The following is a 15,588-nucleotide window of genomic DNA, read 5'->3' on the forward strand; positions in this document are numbered from 1 at the left end:
GAAGGAAGTATTAGGATGACAAAATATCGCGAAGGCTATGATTTTTACCGACAAATATGTGAGAAACACGGTTTAGAGCCCATTAATTTTCACTATTATATGTTGAACTTATCTCAGGAGCAACTTGATGCCTACAATGAACGAGCCAAAACATTGGGAGGTCCAATAGAATATGAAGTCTCTTAGCTTATAAAATACCTTACTGCCTAGTTATGACAGTAAGGTATTTTTGGTAACTATCATAAATGAAGTAATTATTCAAGTATCTAAAAATACAGAACAATCATTCAGCTGGAAGATAAATAGGCTAAACATAACATATAAATAGACTAAGGTACTTAGTGTATTTCAAAACAAGCGTATTAAATGAGTTAAAAGACCTTTTTTTTGAGTCAGTTCTAACAAAAATCATTGTAATATAGATTTAAACGTTTGAATATTTGGGTTGAATTAACTGCTTTTCTAATACTATAATGTAATTACATAATAAAGGGCGATATCCCATAACTTTATACCCCGCTTTTTATAAAGCAAAAGTACCAAACCCTTCTAATGAACGGAGAATGTAAATGATGAATATCACGCCTAGTAGTATTAATCAAGTTAACTATAGTCTGAAAGAATTACAAGATATTTTTTCTGCAATGAATAGTTCAATCATTGTGGCAATCACAGACCGAACTGGGAAAATTACGTTTGTTAATGATCATTTTTGCAAAATTTCTAAATATACACGTGAAGAATTATTAGGGCAAGATCACCGTTTACTGAATTCAGGTTACCATCCACGATCTTTCTTTAGAGAGATGTGGAAAACGATAGGTAAAGGTGACATGTGGAATGGCGAGGTATGTAATCGCGCAAAGGACGGTAGTCTATATTGGGTGAAGACGACGATTTTTCCTTTTCTTGATGACAATGGTAAACCATATCAATATATTGCTATTCGAGTCGACATAACTGCACAAAAAGATATCAAAAAGATTACTCATATTGCCTATCACGATGAATTAACAGGGCTACCAAATCGTCGTAAGTTAGAGCAACGTTTAGAAAACGAATTTCATCAATCTCGACGTACAGATGAGAAGTTTGCGTTATTTTTTATTGATGTAAATCGTTTTAAAAACATTAACGATGGACTTGGTCATATCATCGGGGATCTGTTCTTAGTGGAAATGGCGCATCGCCTACGCAACATTGATTACACATCGAATTCTATCTACCGCCACAATAGTGATGAATTTGTAATTATACTAAACGATGTTGAACGTATTGAAGAGAAGGCTGAGGAAATAATTAGCGTCTTTAATGAGAGTTTTATTGTGAATACGTATGAATTTTACGCAAGTATTAGTGTTGGAATTAGTATTTTTCCAGACCATGCAAACTCTGTAGAGGAATTATTGAAAAATGCAGATATCGCAATGTATGCTGCGAAATCTTCCCGTGGAAATCAATATCGCTTATATCGTCCAAATATGGATGAAGTCAATGATAAATGGCTATTACTTGAAACAAAATTACATCAAGCGTTAAAGAAGGATATTTTAGAATTACATTATCAACCAAAGATTGATTTAAAAACGAATACAATGATTGGTATGGAGGCTTTACTTCGTTGGCATGATCCTGTACTTGGGCATATACCTCCAGATCACTTTATTCCATTTGCTGAGGAATGTGGGCTTATAAATGATATAGGGGTATGGGTGTTAAGAAAAGCATCCGCCCAGGCACGCGCTTGGAACGAGGTACATAATTTAAACTTACGTGTTGCCGTAAACATTTCTCCGATTCATATAAGTACGACAGGCTTTGTCGAAATGGTACGCGAAATTATGACAGAAACTAAAATCGATCCTCACTTATTAGAAATTGAAATTACAGAAATGAGTATGTTGGATTATACTGAAGACTTGCTCAATACTATTCATCAATTAAGAGCACTTGGTATTACGATTTCATTAGATGATTTCGGAACGGGTTACTCATCGCTCAATTACTTAAAATCATTTCCCGTAGATGTTTTAAAAATAGATCGGGCATTCGTCCGTGATATTTTACCTGAAAAATCAGGCATTGCCATGATTTCAGCTATGATCTCTCTAGCACATGCCCTAAATCTTCAAGTAGTAGCTGAAGGCGTCGAGGAAGAAGCAGAATTAAAAGTGCTGCGTGAACATGGCTGCGAGTACGTACAAGGCTATTATTTCAGTAAACCACTATCGGTAGATGACTTTACGCAGTTGATAGTTGAGAGTAATAGTTAGTCGTTAGAAAGGATCTTGTCATTAATTTGGACAAGATCCTTCAATTGTTAGAGATGATTTTCTATCGTGGAAGTATAGTTTTAACAGCCGGATAAAAATTGAACTGGGGGTATCCTGTAAGTTTATAAATGATTTCTTCTAAAACATAATGGGATACTGCTCGTATTGTATAACAGCATTAGAAGCAATTGAAATTGAAAACAGCTTTAAACGAAAGCTACAAGCCATTCCTTTTGGCTATAATCGCAATTAATCAAGAAAAATAACGATTTTCCAAAAGTGTGTATCCTAAATCAAATGATGAAAATCCTTTACTATTGAAAGAGATCTTTAGTACGAAAAGTAATGTCAATTTTCAGATATTTCCCGAAAAATAATTATTAATATTTGAAATTTTTTTACTGTTTTGCTAAAGTTATATACAATATTAATTGATGATGTGGCCAAGTAAGGTAGAATTGTGAAACAGAAAATATAGCAATTGTTGAGAGCTATATCACCGCTTCTATCTGAAACCTACCACGGAGATGTTATGCAAACATAACCGAGTCGTTTTCGTTACAAAACGTTTGAGGGTTTTAAGATGTTCTTAAAACTAAATTCAAGGTGGTACCACGTTAATTCGGCACAAAGACGTCCTTATTTTAAGGACAGCTTTGTGCTTTTTTGTTTTTATTCAATAGGTGACAAACACCCTTATCGAAATGGAGGAAAGAACATGACAACTCAACAAAACGATTTTTCAAAATGGTACATTGAGACAATTCAAAAGGCAGACTTAATGGATTATACACCGGTCCGAGGCTGTATCGCATTTAAACCGGACGGCTATGAGATTTGGGAACATATTCAGGAAGAAATGGACCGCCGTTTTAAAGAAACAGGCCATCGCAACGCTTATTTCCCTATGCTAATCCCTGAATCTTTTTTCCAAAAAGAAAAAGATCATATCGAAGGTTTCTCACCTGAGCTTCCTTGGGTAACAGAGGCAGCAGGCGAGAAATTAGAGGAACGTTTAGCACTTCGCCCGACATCTGAAACGATGATAGGACACTTATATTCAAATTGGATCAAAAGTTATCGTGATTTACCAGTCCTCATTAATCAATGGGCAAATGTTTTTCGTTGGGAGAAAAAAACACTTCCGTTCATTCGAACTTCTGAATTTTTGTGGCAAGAAGGCCATACAGCGCATGTTGATGAAGAAGATGCACGTAAAGAAACAATGCAAATGTTAACGATCTATAAAGAGGTAGTGGAGGAATTACTTGCAATCCCTGTCTATGATGGACAGAAAACACCTTCAGAACGTTTTGCAGGAGCGGTTGATACATTTTCAATTGAAGCAATGATGAAAAATGGCAAGGCAGTACAAGCTGGGACTTCTCACTATTTAGGGACAAAATTCGCTGAAGCATTTGATATTAAGTATTTAAACAAAGCTAATCAGCATAAACATGTACACACAACATCTTGGGGGACTTCTACACGCTTAATCGGTTCTGTCATAATGGTTCACGGTGATGAACAGGGGCTTGTTTTACCTCCACGAATTGCACCAACCCAAGTTGTCTTAATACCTGTAGGTCCATGGAAAAAGAACCCTGAAATTTTAGAGAAACTAGATGACATCTTCGCAGCCCTTAAGAAGAATGGAATTAGAGTTCGTTTAGATGATTCAGACCAATCACCCGGCTTCAAATTTAACGAATGGGAATTAAAAGGTGTACCGATTCGTATTGAATTAGGACCTCGTGATTTAGAGAAAAACCAGGCAATGTTAAAAGCACGAGATGAAGATAAAAAGCAATCCATTGATCTGAATGACATTGTTTCGGCCATTGAGGTAGAACTTACAACGATGCAATCACGTTTATTTGAAAAAGCACGAACATTCCGCGATGAAAATGCTCATACAACGATTGATACACTGCAGGAATTACAGCAGCATATTAACTCGTCCAAGGAAAACGGAACTATACCAGGCTGGATTCTTGCTGGATGGTGTGGAGATGATGCATGCGAGGAAAAAGTGAAAGAAGAGACAAAATATACTTCTCGTAATATTCCATTTAACCCACCAACTACGAAGACTACTTGTATTTGCTGTGGAAATGAAGCGAAACAAACTGTTTGGTTTGCTCAGGCATATTAATCATTGAAGAGATAAAAAAGAAAATATTACAAATATAATAAGCTTGCTTCTCGCATTTTGAGAAACAAGCTTATTTTTTGTTCCTTTAATATTTAAATCTCTAGATAAACTCCGCAGTATCTCCATATAAACTACATGTTACCCCTATATAGTATAGCTATCAAGGAGGTAAGGAAAATGAATTTTATCAAACGAGCATTTTTAAGTGTTAAAGCAAGGAAAGGGAAATCGCTAATATTATTTACTGTATTTTTAGTAGTTTCCAATTTAGTATTAGCGGGTTTCGCTATTCAAAATGTCTCACAAAAGGCAAATGATCACGCTAGACAAACATTAGGTGTTGACGTGAGTCTTAGAATGGACGAAGAGAAGCTTATGGAAAATGTAGCGAAACAGCGACAAGAGAATCCAAATGGAAAAATACAACACCCTGAGCTTTTTGCTGACGAAGCAGACCAGTTAGCTAAATCACCTTATGTAATAGACTACAACTATCTTAAAAGTGACATGCTTGTAGCAGATGATTACACGCCTATTAATGGTGACAAAGATGATGAAGGGGTAGTTGGAGCAGTAGGTGGTAGTCACTCTGGAAATATGAAAATGCCTAATACATTTATCCAAGGCGTAAAAAGTTCCGATTTATTGCAAGAATTTACAGATGGAACGAATGAAATGATTGACGGTCGTTCAATTGCATCAGAGGATACGAATAAGAAAGTAGCTCTGATTGAAAAACGGCTAGCCGAACAGAACGAGCTTCAAGTTGGTGATAAGTTAAAGATTAAATCAACTGATGAAACATCGGAAGTTGAATTAGAAATAATAGGGGTATACAAAAATTCAGGGATAACTGACTTTGAGGAAAATTTACCTGCTATGATGCATCCGTCTAACAAAATATACACAAATTATGACGCGACGAAAGAAATGTCTGAAGAAAGTGATACAAAGGGTGTATCTATTAACGAAGCAATTTACTACTTAAATGATCCAGAAAATATTGAGGATTTTAAAGCAGAGGCAAAGAAATCAAATATTGATTTCGATTTATTTAAGCTAGATGCGCATGATGCTTTATATCAAAAAATGGTAGGCCCTATCGAAAATATTGCCGCTACTTCCAAAATGATCGTTTATTTAGTATCCATAGCAGGATCCATTATATTAGGTCTTATTATTATGTTGACCATAAAAGAGCGACGTAAGGAATTAGGTATTCTATTGGCAATCGGTGAAAAAAAGAGGAAATTAATAGGACAACTGTTAGTAGAAGTTCTATGTATAGCTATACTAGCATTTGGCATTTCTATCATTACAGGTAAAACAGTGTCTCAAAAAATGGGCGACAGTTTATTACAGCAAGAAGTGATTGCTGCCGAAGATCAACAACAAGAATCAAATACTTTAGGATTCACGTTTGGAAGTATGAATAAACAAGATAAGGATGTAGAGCCTATCGACGATATTGATGTAAGTATATCATCACAAGATGTGTTGAATTTAGGTGGATTAGGGTTATTAATCGCGATTCTATCAACACTTATTCCAGCATTATCAATTCTTCGTTTAAATCCAAAAGAAATTCTATTAAAAGATGAGTAGGAGGAGTCATATGGACACGATATTACAATTTAAAAATCTATATTACTATTATCAAAGTAATAATAAGAAGAATACTTTATTAGAGAATGTAAATTTCACCTTTGAAACAGGATGTTTCTATAGCATTTTAGGTCCATCCGGTTCAGGAAAAACAACCGCACTTAGTTTAGCAAGTGGATTAGATAACCCAAAAGAAGGACATGTACTTTACAAAGGAAAAGATATACGGAAAATTGGTTTAGATAAATATAGAAATAAATATGTTTCGATCATCTTTCAATCTTATAATCTCATTACGTATATGACGGCACTTCAAAATGTCGTCACGGCAATGGAGATTACAGGAGTTAACATAAATGATAAAAAGAGAAGAGCACTTGAATTATTAGAAATGGTTGGCTTGTCGGAAATCGAAGCAAAAAGAAAGGTGTTACAGCTTAGCGGCGGTCAACAACAGCGTGTAGCCATAGCTCGTGCATTATCTTGTGAAGTAGATTTATTAATTGCGGATGAACCGACCGGTAATTTAGATGAGAATACTTCGGATGAAATTGTAAAATTGTTTAAAGTACTAGCTCATAAAGAAAACAAATGTATTATCGTTGTCACCCATTCCCAGGAAGTCGCTAAACAATCTGATAAGGTAGTGTATCTTGAAAAACAAAATTTGGTTTGTAAAAGTTTGAAGAAGAAACGGGAATAAAATTTTATCGAAAATCTTTTATAAAAATGTAAAATTGGAGTGAAAAAAATGTGGACGAAAATAGCACCATCCATTGCCTTAGTAACAATAGGAATAGCAATTGGTTTATTTGCGAATTTGATTAATTTAGGTGGAAACCTGGATCAAAGTGAAACGAATATGGACCAAGATTATAACACGTATTCAGAAGAAAATACACCCGATCAGCGACAGTGGGAATCTCCAAATCCAAGAGGAGAAATGACGCCAGAACAGTGGGAGGAGTTCACAACAAAACCAGGTGAACGGACACCAGAACAGAGGGATCCTTACTCATCTAATTCAGAAGAAGAAATGATACAAGGTTCTACATCGGGTTCTACATCTCCTAATTGAATTCTTTCATGCAGTAAATAAATTCTATGACATTATAGCTCGACAGATTTACAACCAGGCATAAATGAACAGTTATGAATAGCATAAGTTCCCCCAAGGATAAACAGGTGAAAATTAAACAGTTTATCTTAGGGGGAACTTTGTGTCTTTATCAATATTTTATGTAAAAATCCATCAGTAGAAATTTTTAAAATCGAAAATATGACAAATAAATCTTTAAACGACAAAAAAAGAATCCAACTTTTTCTAAATGGATTCTTAATTATTATCATATTAAAAAACTTTTAAGCTATTTTAATCATTATCGTATTAACAAATGACTTCGTACACTTAAAGAAGATTTCCTCTGCTCCTAAAGCTTTAAGGGATACGTATGTCAAACACGAACACAATACCAACATAAATACGACCATTAACAATAATGGACGTAGATTAATTTTATACATAAAACCTTCTCCTTAGTTGAATAAGTTGAAAGAAAAATACTGTATAGATATATACATCTCTAGACGCTTCATTCTATTGAAAGTACACATAAAAGAATTAATTTTCTTCCTAACAACTAATGTATATGACCAATCTGGTATTTGTATGGAGATATAGAGGAGTTTATGTAGAGAAGATAAAAATTAGCGTCAGTAACATTTATTATTTTGTTCATTTTCAAATAAGTACATATAGATATATCTATTCCATGTCAAAATGAATATTTAAGAGGATAGTATAGCTTTCAAAGGGAATATGAGGTATCTTCACATAAACTACAGATTGAAAGGTTATAATGTGCTTCGAGGGGGATATATCGATGAACTATCATATTCTTGTAGTAGAAGACGATTTAGAAATTCAGGAATTAATTAAACAGTTTTTGATGACACAAAATTATACGATAGAGGTTGCTTCTGATGGGTTAGAGGGAATGAAACGATTTAATACACAACCCTTTGATTTAATTCTACTTGATGTCATGATGCCAAACCTTAATGGATTTGAAGTTGCCAAAATGATCCGAAGTCAGTCAAACATACCCATTATTATGTTGACGGCTTTAGAAGAAGAACAAGATCAAATGAAAGGCTTTGATATAGGGATTGATGATTATATAACGAAACCCTTTTCATTTCATGTGCTGATCAGACGAGTACAAGCAGTTCTAAGAAGAAGTTGTAATCAAAATAGCGATAATCATTTAAATTTTAATGAACTGAATGTCGATTGCGACGGATATAAAGCTTATGTAAATAAAGTTGAAATACCGTTAACAACAAAAGAATTCGAAATTTTACAACTACTACTTCATAATGAAAAAAAGGTGCTTACTAGAGAAATTATTGTAGAAAAAATTTGGGGATATGAATATTCAGGAGAAACAAGGATGATTGATACACATATAAAAAATTTAAGAAAAAAGTTAAATATACCTTATATTAAAACGGTAAAGGGTATTGGATACAAAATCGATGAATAGGATTGTAAACATCATGAAGATGAAACGAATAACGTATAAGCTCTTTATGATCACTTCGCTCATATTGTTATCTTTTGCAGTCTTGATTTATTTAACGTTATACTTCTTCCTTCCAACATTTTATCAACAATATAAAACGAATCAACTCCAATCTGGAATTGAGGAAATAATTGATGAATCTAAAAATCTAACATTACAAAGTGCGAAACCACTTTTGGATGAGTACACAAAAGAAAACAATGCCATCATTTACTTACAAACTAAAGAAGGAACTTATATATATTCGCCTTCTTTTTTTATTCAGGGGAATTCGCAACGATCAATGCTTACTGCAAAAACAGCACCAATACAAAGTGCAGAAAGCTTTAATAATGCATTTAATGTTACTTTGCCCATTCAATTCCTAGATAAAGATAATTTAATGGTTACTGTATTTGCGACATTTCAACCTATTGATGAAGCGTCGCAGGTCTTAGTACGTTTTCTACCTTTTATAAGTATCATTGTAGTGATTATTGGATTGGGGAGTGCCTATTTATATTCAAGGTTCATTACAAAACCGCTCATCTATATTAATGAAGGTGCGCAAAAGATGGCCAACTTGGATTTTTCCGAAAACATCGTCGTTCGTTCAAATGATGAATTAGAGGAACTATCCAATAGCTTGAATGAGATGTCGAATAACTTGCAACGAACTATGCTCGATTTACAAAAAGCAAATGAGCAATTAAAAGATGATATTGAAAGAGAGCGAAAAATCGAAACAAAACGCCGAGAATTTTTCGCAACAGTTGCACATGAATTAAAAACTCCGCTTACTGTTATGAAAGGATATATAGAAGGGATGATTTATAATATCGGTCCTTATCAAAATCGTGACCTTTACTTAGAAAAAAACCACAAAATTATCGAAGGAATGGAACAACTAGTTCGAGAGATTTTAAGCATGTCTAAATTAGAACAAGATACCTTTAAATTGCAATTGGAGGAAGTCAACCTTTTAGAATTATTAGATTCAATAACGAAAGATCTCGGTTTTTTTGCTTCTCAAAAAGACATTCGGATTATAAAACAAATTTCTCCTAACATGAATGTACGCACAGATCGAGATTTATTAGAAAAAGCTTTCAAAAACATCATCCATAATGCGATTACGTATTCACCGCATGGAGAAACAGTATGTATAGACGTAACTGATCTCCAAAAAGAAAATCAGATTCAAATACAAGTGATGAATACAGGTGTCACAATTAAAGAAGAGGAAATACAACAATTATTTGAGCCATTTTATAGAATCGAAAAATCTAGAAATCGAAATACTGGTGGGAGCGGACTAGGTCTTTATATTGTAAAGCAAATATTTGAATCACTTTCTATTACCTTTTTAATGAATAATACCCAAAATGGTGTTCAATTTTTAGCTACTATTCCTAAAGGAAGATCATAGTATATATTTGGACTTAAACAACGCCGTCTAGGTAAATAAATATCAGTCAAAAGAGTGTCAAATTGTATAGGTATTTGACACTCTTTTTTATTGTTGTGAAAAAGTATAAAACGAATGTCATTTTGTCAAAAATAAAAATTGACTGGACACTAAATGGTGTCATATAATTAAGACACCATTTAGTGTCCTATTCAAAAAGGGAGAGGAGATTTTGAGCGAGAAAAATCTAGAGCGTGATGTTTATGCTGCGATTGCTGACCCAACAAGACGTCAATTAATACGCTTGTTGGCTGATGCAGAAGAATTACCTCTTCACGAATTAACGGCTCATTTTCAAATGGGGCGTACAGCAGTTTCTAAGCATTTGGCTATCCTGAAAGATGCTGATCTTGTAATTGCTCGAAGGGTTGGTAGAGAAACGAGATATCGATTGAATGCCAATCCGTTAAAGGAAATTCAAGATTGGATATCTTATTACGAAGGATTCTGGAAAGAAAGAATGGCTAAATTAAATCTACTATTGGAGGAAAAAAAATGAAAGCAGATGTATCGTTAGATTACCAATTTACAAGTTCAATCGAGAAAGTTTGGAGCGCATTAACGGATTCAGACACTCTTGAAAAATGGATATGGAAAAATGATTTTAAACCAATCGTAGGGCATAAATTTCAATTCCGAGCTGAGCCAAACGAATGGTGGGATGGAATTGTCAATTGTGAGGTGCTTATAGTGGATGAGCCACATACACTATCTTACACTTGGGCGAGTGCCGGAGAAATCACTACTGTTACGTGGACGTTGACACAAGGTGAAGATGGTACAACTAAACTACATCTTGATCAATCTGGATTTAGTGAAGCAACGAAAGCTCGTCAAGGAGCAATCGAGGGAGCTAAATATGCTTGGATTAACAATGGTAATCAGCTTGAAAAAGTGTTAGCAGAACTATAATTCATTTTTATCGTTTATATAAATAAACCGTTCTTCTACAATTGACGCTTTTCCGAACACGGGAAGCGTCATTTTTAACTTATTTCAGAAGAAGTTGCCACGCATTTATGCCGAGGCTTAATTGATTGGCACTTCACTTCAAAAACACAGCAAATACTTCTGAAGTTATGCTAACATGACAATACTAGATTGAATGGAGAGTATCCGATGAAAATAAATCAATTAATTGCTAACAATATTAACCGATTAAATGTCGACTTACCGGAAGATCAATCATTAGGAATTGCTGGATTGTCTGGATCTGGTAAAACTACATTTTGCCAAGCAATTGGCGAAGAATCCAAAAAACGTCTCGTTTCTTTATTACCAAAGGCTGAATATCAATATTTATTCCCGAATATTATGGAAACGAATTTTAGTGCCATTAAGATGCAAGAAATGCCTTTAGTCCTTTTTCTCGGGAAATCATCCATTTCTGCCAATCCACGTTCGACGGTTGGTACTCATACCGGCGTTTTTAAAGAGATTCGTGAAAAGCTGGCAAATAAATTTGATCTTTCGCCAGAAGTTTTTTCTTTTAATAATGCATTAGGCTGGTGTCCTGCTTGTAAAGGACGTGGTACGACTAAAAATGTCGAATGTAAAAAGTGTGAGGGAAAACGTTATAATCCAGAAGTTGAGCATTATAAGTTTGAATTATGGGGTCAACCACATAGTATTTCCGATATTAACAACTTGAGTATAGAAGCGATTTATTCCCTTTCAGAGGAATTAGCAATTAGCGAAGAAAGACAACGTATTCTCACAAATATTATCCAAATGAATATTGGTTACTTAACGTTAAATCGGATTATGGGGACTTTGTCAGGTGGGGAATTAACACGACTGTACTTAGCAGAATTTATGGCAGCTAGTGAAAATACGGTCATTATTATAGATGAAATTTCTGTTGGTCTTGATCATCAAACGCTGTTGAAAATTTTAGAGCAGATTAAACAATTGGGCTATAAAAACCAAATTTGGCTTATTGATCATTCTGATACAGTGCTAGATACAGCAGATGAGCAGCTGTTCTTTGGACCTGGTAGTGGTAAATACGGCGGTAAAATTGTCGAAGTATCACCACGTCCAGAACCAGTCTATTGGGAACGAAATCAAGCAATGCCTACAGACTATTATCAATTTCATGATCTTTACTGTCGTAACATTGAAATGGCTAACATACAGATTCCAAAAAATAGACTCGTAACCGTTACAGGTGAGTCTGGCTGTGGGAAATCGACTCTGGTCAATGAGTGCATCGCTAAGGATTTCCAAAAACGATATCCGAAAGATAAATTGGTAATGGTAGGACAAGACCGCAACCAATCAATTACTAGTCGATCAACGGTTGCAACGTTTCTTGATATTAAAAAGAAAATGACGAAATACAGTGACGAAATTGATGATATTTTCCAACGTTCCATTGAGGACATTATCGAGGAGCTTCCAAATGAAGATATCGCTCATAAACGTTTAAGTTTATTAATTAAGCTTGGACTTGGTTATTTAACGTTAGAAAGAAAAACACAATCCTTATCGACAGGTGAATTTCAATGTGTTCATTTAGTGTCTGAGCTGTTTTCGAATGCCAGAAACCCCCATACATTATTTATTTTTGATGAACCTTCAAAAGGTTTATCACAAAATATTTTAAACCAATTCATTGATAGTGTTAGGGATATTTTGCGAGATGAATCTGTCTCTATTATGATGATTGAACATAATGCCTATATGATGGAAAGCTCTGATTTCATCGTCGATTTTGGTAAAAGACAGCCAGAACCTGTTAGACATCTTGATGTTGTCAGTCATGATGATTATTTTAGTCAACATAACAAACTAAATAGTGTAGCTCCATTGCATATATCTTCAACACTAAATTCTAAAAATGGCATTCATTACTTAGAAGAGAATCATATTAGCTATTTTAAAAATGCCGAAAACATTTATAAAGGTGGTATTTTAAAAAGCTTATCATCGATGGCCCGATTAATTTATGGTGAATACGAATCCGCAACTATTGCACCTGTCGTCGCCATTGATCTAGAAAGACACTTATATAGTCAATATAGTTTTTTATATGAAATAGGTGGTCTCATCAATCATATTGTGGCGTCACATTCGACGAATAAAGATACAAGAAGCTTCGATTTCTTTAGTCAGGAAAATCATTGCCCAAGCTGTTCTGGACGTCTGCAAATTGAAAAATTTGATTTTGATTTGGTCATTCAGGACAAAACAGTGCCATTTTGGGATGGCTTATTACATCAAGACGTGATGGAAGTATTAAAATATTATCAATATCCTAAATTGCAATTCCTCTTTGATGAGATAAAAAATGAACTGGGTCAAGATATTAGTAAAAGCTACAATGACATGACAGCAGAAGAAAGACATACATTCCTTTATGGTTATTGGGAAAAATCATTTTATGATAAAGCAACGAAGTCTTCGAAAAAATGGGAAGGGTTTAATTTGATCCTTGGACGTTATATGGTGATTTCGAAATCAATTATTAAAGAGCAAATGAAAGCATCGAAAGAGATGATTGCCTGTCCAATCTGTCAAGGAGCGGTGCTAAACCATAAGAAACCACTAACATTTGGGGACACTGATATTCGTGAGCTTATCCATCAACCGATCGATCAGGTCATAAAAACGATTGGCAATTTACCAGAGCTTGAAAAACTAAAAGCAATTGTTGGTGGCGCTATGACACTAACAGAAGATGTCTCCGTACTTCCTAGAGAAACACAAGTGTCGTTAAAAATGCTGGAATTAGAACTCGCAAGCTTTGCTGGGTATGAAATAGTCCTACAAAATGTTTTACCATTTTGGGACAAAATCCAAAATAATATCGAAGCTATAAGCAGCAAAAATCAAATTACAATTTGTGATTTCGCGCATATTGACGAAACGAGAGAAGCTATTATTGATCAGTATTTTACGAATGGAAAATACAAAAAATTAACGTATGTTTATGAAGCATTTGGCTACAAAAAAATTGTTACACAAATTAATAAAATTAAAGCAAGTCATAAATGTCCATTCTGTAATGGGAAGAAGGTCATTTCTGAAGATAATCTCCATGATGGTGTTTATAAATTATCAGTACCATGTGTTCGCTGCTATGAAAGTGGTATCAATGACGAAGGGCGTAAGGAAATTGTCGATGGCATAGGCGTGCAAACATGGCTAACCGGCAAAGTAAGCGATGTTGTTGCTGAAAACTTACGAACGGAGGGTGTTGCTAATATCCCTATTTTCAATCGTATTCGAGAGTTAAATAAACGAGAGATGATGGCGGTTTATCAATGCCTTGAGCAAAATAATTAATTAATGCAAGCTATATTTTAAAAGATTACTACATAAAAACTCATTTGCAATAATAAATGCAAATGAGTTTTTATGTTATCCTGAGAAAGTGCTTGTAAAAAAGTTAGTCGAATAAAAGGGGAAAGATAGGAATGACAGAATTGATGGACTGGAAAAATAATGCTCAATGGCATCGTTTTATTGCTTCATTTAGCGGAGGAAAGGATAGTGTCTTAGCTTTATATAAAGCAATGCAGGTTGGAGAAGCGGTTGGACTAATCGTCATGATGGAAGAAGAAGGAAATCGTTCCAGATCTCATGGCATGCCTCCGGAACTCATACGTGCTCAAGCTAATTCTATAGGTTTACCGGTTTATACTGCAGCAGCAAGCTGGACAGATTATGAAAAAGTATTTATGAGCCTTTTAGAAAAAGCTAAAAATGAAGGTGCAGAAGTTTTAGTCACAGGTGACTTAGATATGCCTGAACATGGTTGCTGGCATGACAAGGTTACGAAGAATGCTGGATTAAAACTAGGCATGCCTTTATGGGAAATGGATCATCGTGAAGCTGTCGATGAATTTATAAACCTAGGATTTGTTACAATCATAGTCACTGTAAATTTATCATTAGGGATGCGAGAGGATGATTTAGGACGAACATTAACCCCTGAATACGTGAAGGAGCTTGAAGCACGCGGTATTGACCCTTGCGGAGAAGGTGGAGAATTCCATACTACAGTATTAGACGGACCAATTTTCAAACATCCTATTCCAGTTCGTAAATGTGATGTTATTAGAAGCGGAGAATATGCTTTTTTGCCTTTGGAACTTGATTAAAATGTAAGAAAAAATTATTTTAAAGTATTAAAAGACTTATAAAGTTGGATTATGGACTGCAGAGAAATCTAAAATAAGAGCCTTACTACATGTTATTGTAGAAAGGCTCTTTCATGTTGTTAATCCATATTAATTTACACAACAGATTAGTTAAAAAACTATTTTTTAAAATTATCTTAATTTATATTTATAACAATGGAGAGTATGATCGATTTAATTCAGTCCTATTCTAAGTATTGGGATTGATTTGATTTATATAGCTACTGATCATATGTTCAAATAGCTGATTATTTAAGTACTGATACACTTAGATTAACTAAACTATTAAAAGGGTCACTGGTGGAAAGTAACCCTTAATGAATGGGAGGTATATCGGATTAGTTTGTATAATCCTAAACATTATGAGCATGAAAGG

13 protein-coding genes and 1 other annotated feature are annotated in these 15,588 nt (G+C 34.4%); of the genes, 12 read left to right on the forward strand and 1 reads right to left on the reverse strand.

The features are described from left to right. Positions 1 to 15 precede the first annotated feature (15 nt). From ACVYAD_RS02815 to ACVYAD_RS02840, 6 genes are all read left to right on the forward strand, one after another. A complete protein-coding gene (locus tag ACVYAD_RS02815; RefSeq protein WP_349657909.1) occupies positions 16 to 186 on the forward strand; it encodes a transcriptional regulator in 171 nt (56 codons plus the stop codon). 383 nt (positions 187 to 569) lie between these two features. Continuing rightward, positions 570 to 2,273, forward strand: coding sequence for a putative bifunctional diguanylate cyclase/phosphodiesterase (locus ACVYAD_RS02820; protein WP_476424443.1), 1,704 nt, complete (start codon positions 570 to 572; stop codon positions 2,271 to 2,273). A 425-nt stretch (positions 2,274 to 2,698) separates the two neighbouring features. Beyond that, positions 2,699 to 2,917, forward strand: a binding site (T-box leader). A gap of 74 nt (positions 2,918 to 2,991) precedes the next feature. Continuing rightward, on the forward strand, positions 2,992 to 4,428 hold the full coding sequence (proS, locus tag ACVYAD_RS02825; RefSeq protein WP_476424445.1) for a proline--tRNA ligase: 1,437 nt from the start codon (positions 2,992 to 2,994) through the stop codon (positions 4,426 to 4,428). Positions 4,429 to 4,605: 177 nt separating this feature from the next. Continuing rightward, entirely contained in the window at positions 4,606 to 6,033 is a 1,428-nt protein-coding gene (locus ACVYAD_RS02830) for an ABC transporter permease (protein WP_476424447.1), read from the forward strand. 10 nt (positions 6,034 to 6,043) lie between these two features. Further along, positions 6,044 to 6,736, forward strand: coding sequence for an ABC transporter ATP-binding protein (locus ACVYAD_RS02835; protein WP_476424449.1), 693 nt, complete (start codon positions 6,044 to 6,046; stop codon positions 6,734 to 6,736). 48 nt (positions 6,737 to 6,784) lie between these two features. Beyond that, positions 6,785 to 7,111, forward strand: coding sequence for a hypothetical protein (locus ACVYAD_RS02840; RefSeq protein ID WP_476424451.1), 327 nt, complete (start codon positions 6,785 to 6,787; stop codon positions 7,109 to 7,111). Between the two features lie 284 nt (positions 7,112 to 7,395). Here ACVYAD_RS02840 and ACVYAD_RS02845 read toward each other — a convergent pair whose 3' ends face one another. Next, on the reverse strand, positions 7,396 to 7,557 hold the full coding sequence (locus ACVYAD_RS02845; protein ID WP_349657915.1) for a hypothetical protein: 162 nt from the start codon (positions 7,555 to 7,557) through the stop codon (positions 7,396 to 7,398). A 335-nt stretch (positions 7,558 to 7,892) separates the two neighbouring features. On the opposite strand from ACVYAD_RS02845, the gene ACVYAD_RS02850 reads away from it, so the two are divergent. The 6 genes from ACVYAD_RS02850 (at position 7,893) to ACVYAD_RS02875 (ending at position 15,173) form a co-directional block, all read left to right on the forward strand. Continuing rightward, a complete protein-coding gene (locus tag ACVYAD_RS02850) occupies positions 7,893 to 8,579 on the forward strand; it encodes a response regulator transcription factor (protein ID WP_349657916.1) in 687 nt (228 codons plus the stop codon). Beyond that, entirely contained in the window at positions 8,572 to 10,026 is a 1,455-nt protein-coding gene (locus ACVYAD_RS02855) for a sensor histidine kinase (RefSeq protein ID WP_476424452.1), read from the forward strand. The genes ACVYAD_RS02850 and ACVYAD_RS02855 overlap by 8 nt, the downstream gene beginning before the upstream one ends. Before the next feature lie 211 nt (positions 10,027 to 10,237). Next, positions 10,238 to 10,564, forward strand: a complete 327-nt coding sequence (locus ACVYAD_RS02860) for an ArsR/SmtB family transcription factor (RefSeq protein ID WP_349657918.1) — start codon at positions 10,238 to 10,240, stop codon at positions 10,562 to 10,564. Continuing rightward, positions 10,561 to 10,977, forward strand: a complete 417-nt coding sequence (locus ACVYAD_RS02865) for an SRPBCC family protein (protein WP_476424454.1) — start codon at positions 10,561 to 10,563, stop codon at positions 10,975 to 10,977. Before ACVYAD_RS02860 ends, ACVYAD_RS02865 begins: the two co-directional genes overlap by 4 nt. A 207-nt stretch (positions 10,978 to 11,184) precedes the next feature. Beyond that, positions 11,185 to 14,355, forward strand: a complete 3,171-nt coding sequence (locus ACVYAD_RS02870; RefSeq protein ID WP_476424455.1) for an ATP-binding cassette domain-containing protein — start codon at positions 11,185 to 11,187, stop codon at positions 14,353 to 14,355. Positions 14,356 to 14,486: 131 nt separating this feature from the next. Further along, positions 14,487 to 15,173, forward strand: a complete 687-nt coding sequence (locus tag ACVYAD_RS02875) for a Dph6-related ATP pyrophosphatase (RefSeq protein ID WP_476424457.1) — start codon at positions 14,487 to 14,489, stop codon at positions 15,171 to 15,173. Positions 15,174 to 15,588 lie beyond the last annotated feature (415 nt).

The sequence above is a fragment of the Lysinibacillus sp. G1-3 genome (assembly GCF_056322905.1).

Bases quoted from the DNA above. Each gene is read 5' to 3' on its own strand.
- ACVYAD_RS02850 (WP_349657916.1), top strand. From the start codon at position 7,893: ATGTGCTTCGAGGGGGATATATCGATGAACTATCATATTCTTGTAGTA.
- ACVYAD_RS02865 (WP_476424454.1), top strand. From the start codon at position 10,561: ATGAAAGCAGATGTATCGTTAGATTACCAATTTACAAGTTCAATCGAG.
- ACVYAD_RS02845 (WP_349657915.1), bottom strand. From the start codon at position 7,557: ATGTATAAAATTAATCTACGTCCATTATTGTTAATGGTCGTATTTATG.
- ACVYAD_RS02830 (WP_476424447.1), top strand. From the start codon at position 4,606: ATGAATTTTATCAAACGAGCATTTTTAAGTGTTAAAGCAAGGAAAGGG.
- ACVYAD_RS02835 (WP_476424449.1), top strand. From the start codon at position 6,044: ATGGACACGATATTACAATTTAAAAATCTATATTACTATTATCAAAGT.
- ACVYAD_RS02855 (WP_476424452.1), top strand. From the start codon at position 8,572: ATGAATAGGATTGTAAACATCATGAAGATGAAACGAATAACGTATAAG.
- ACVYAD_RS02870 (WP_476424455.1), top strand. From the start codon at position 11,185: ATGAAAATAAATCAATTAATTGCTAACAATATTAACCGATTAAATGTC.
- ACVYAD_RS02820 (WP_476424443.1), top strand. From the start codon at position 570: ATGATGAATATCACGCCTAGTAGTATTAATCAAGTTAACTATAGTCTG.
- ACVYAD_RS02840 (WP_476424451.1), top strand. From the start codon at position 6,785: ATGTGGACGAAAATAGCACCATCCATTGCCTTAGTAACAATAGGAATA.
- ACVYAD_RS02815 (WP_349657909.1), top strand. From the start codon at position 16: ATGACAAAATATCGCGAAGGCTATGATTTTTACCGACAAATATGTGAG.
- ACVYAD_RS02875 (WP_476424457.1), top strand. From the start codon at position 14,487: ATGACAGAATTGATGGACTGGAAAAATAATGCTCAATGGCATCGTTTT.
- proS (WP_476424445.1), top strand. From the start codon at position 2,992: ATGACAACTCAACAAAACGATTTTTCAAAATGGTACATTGAGACAATT.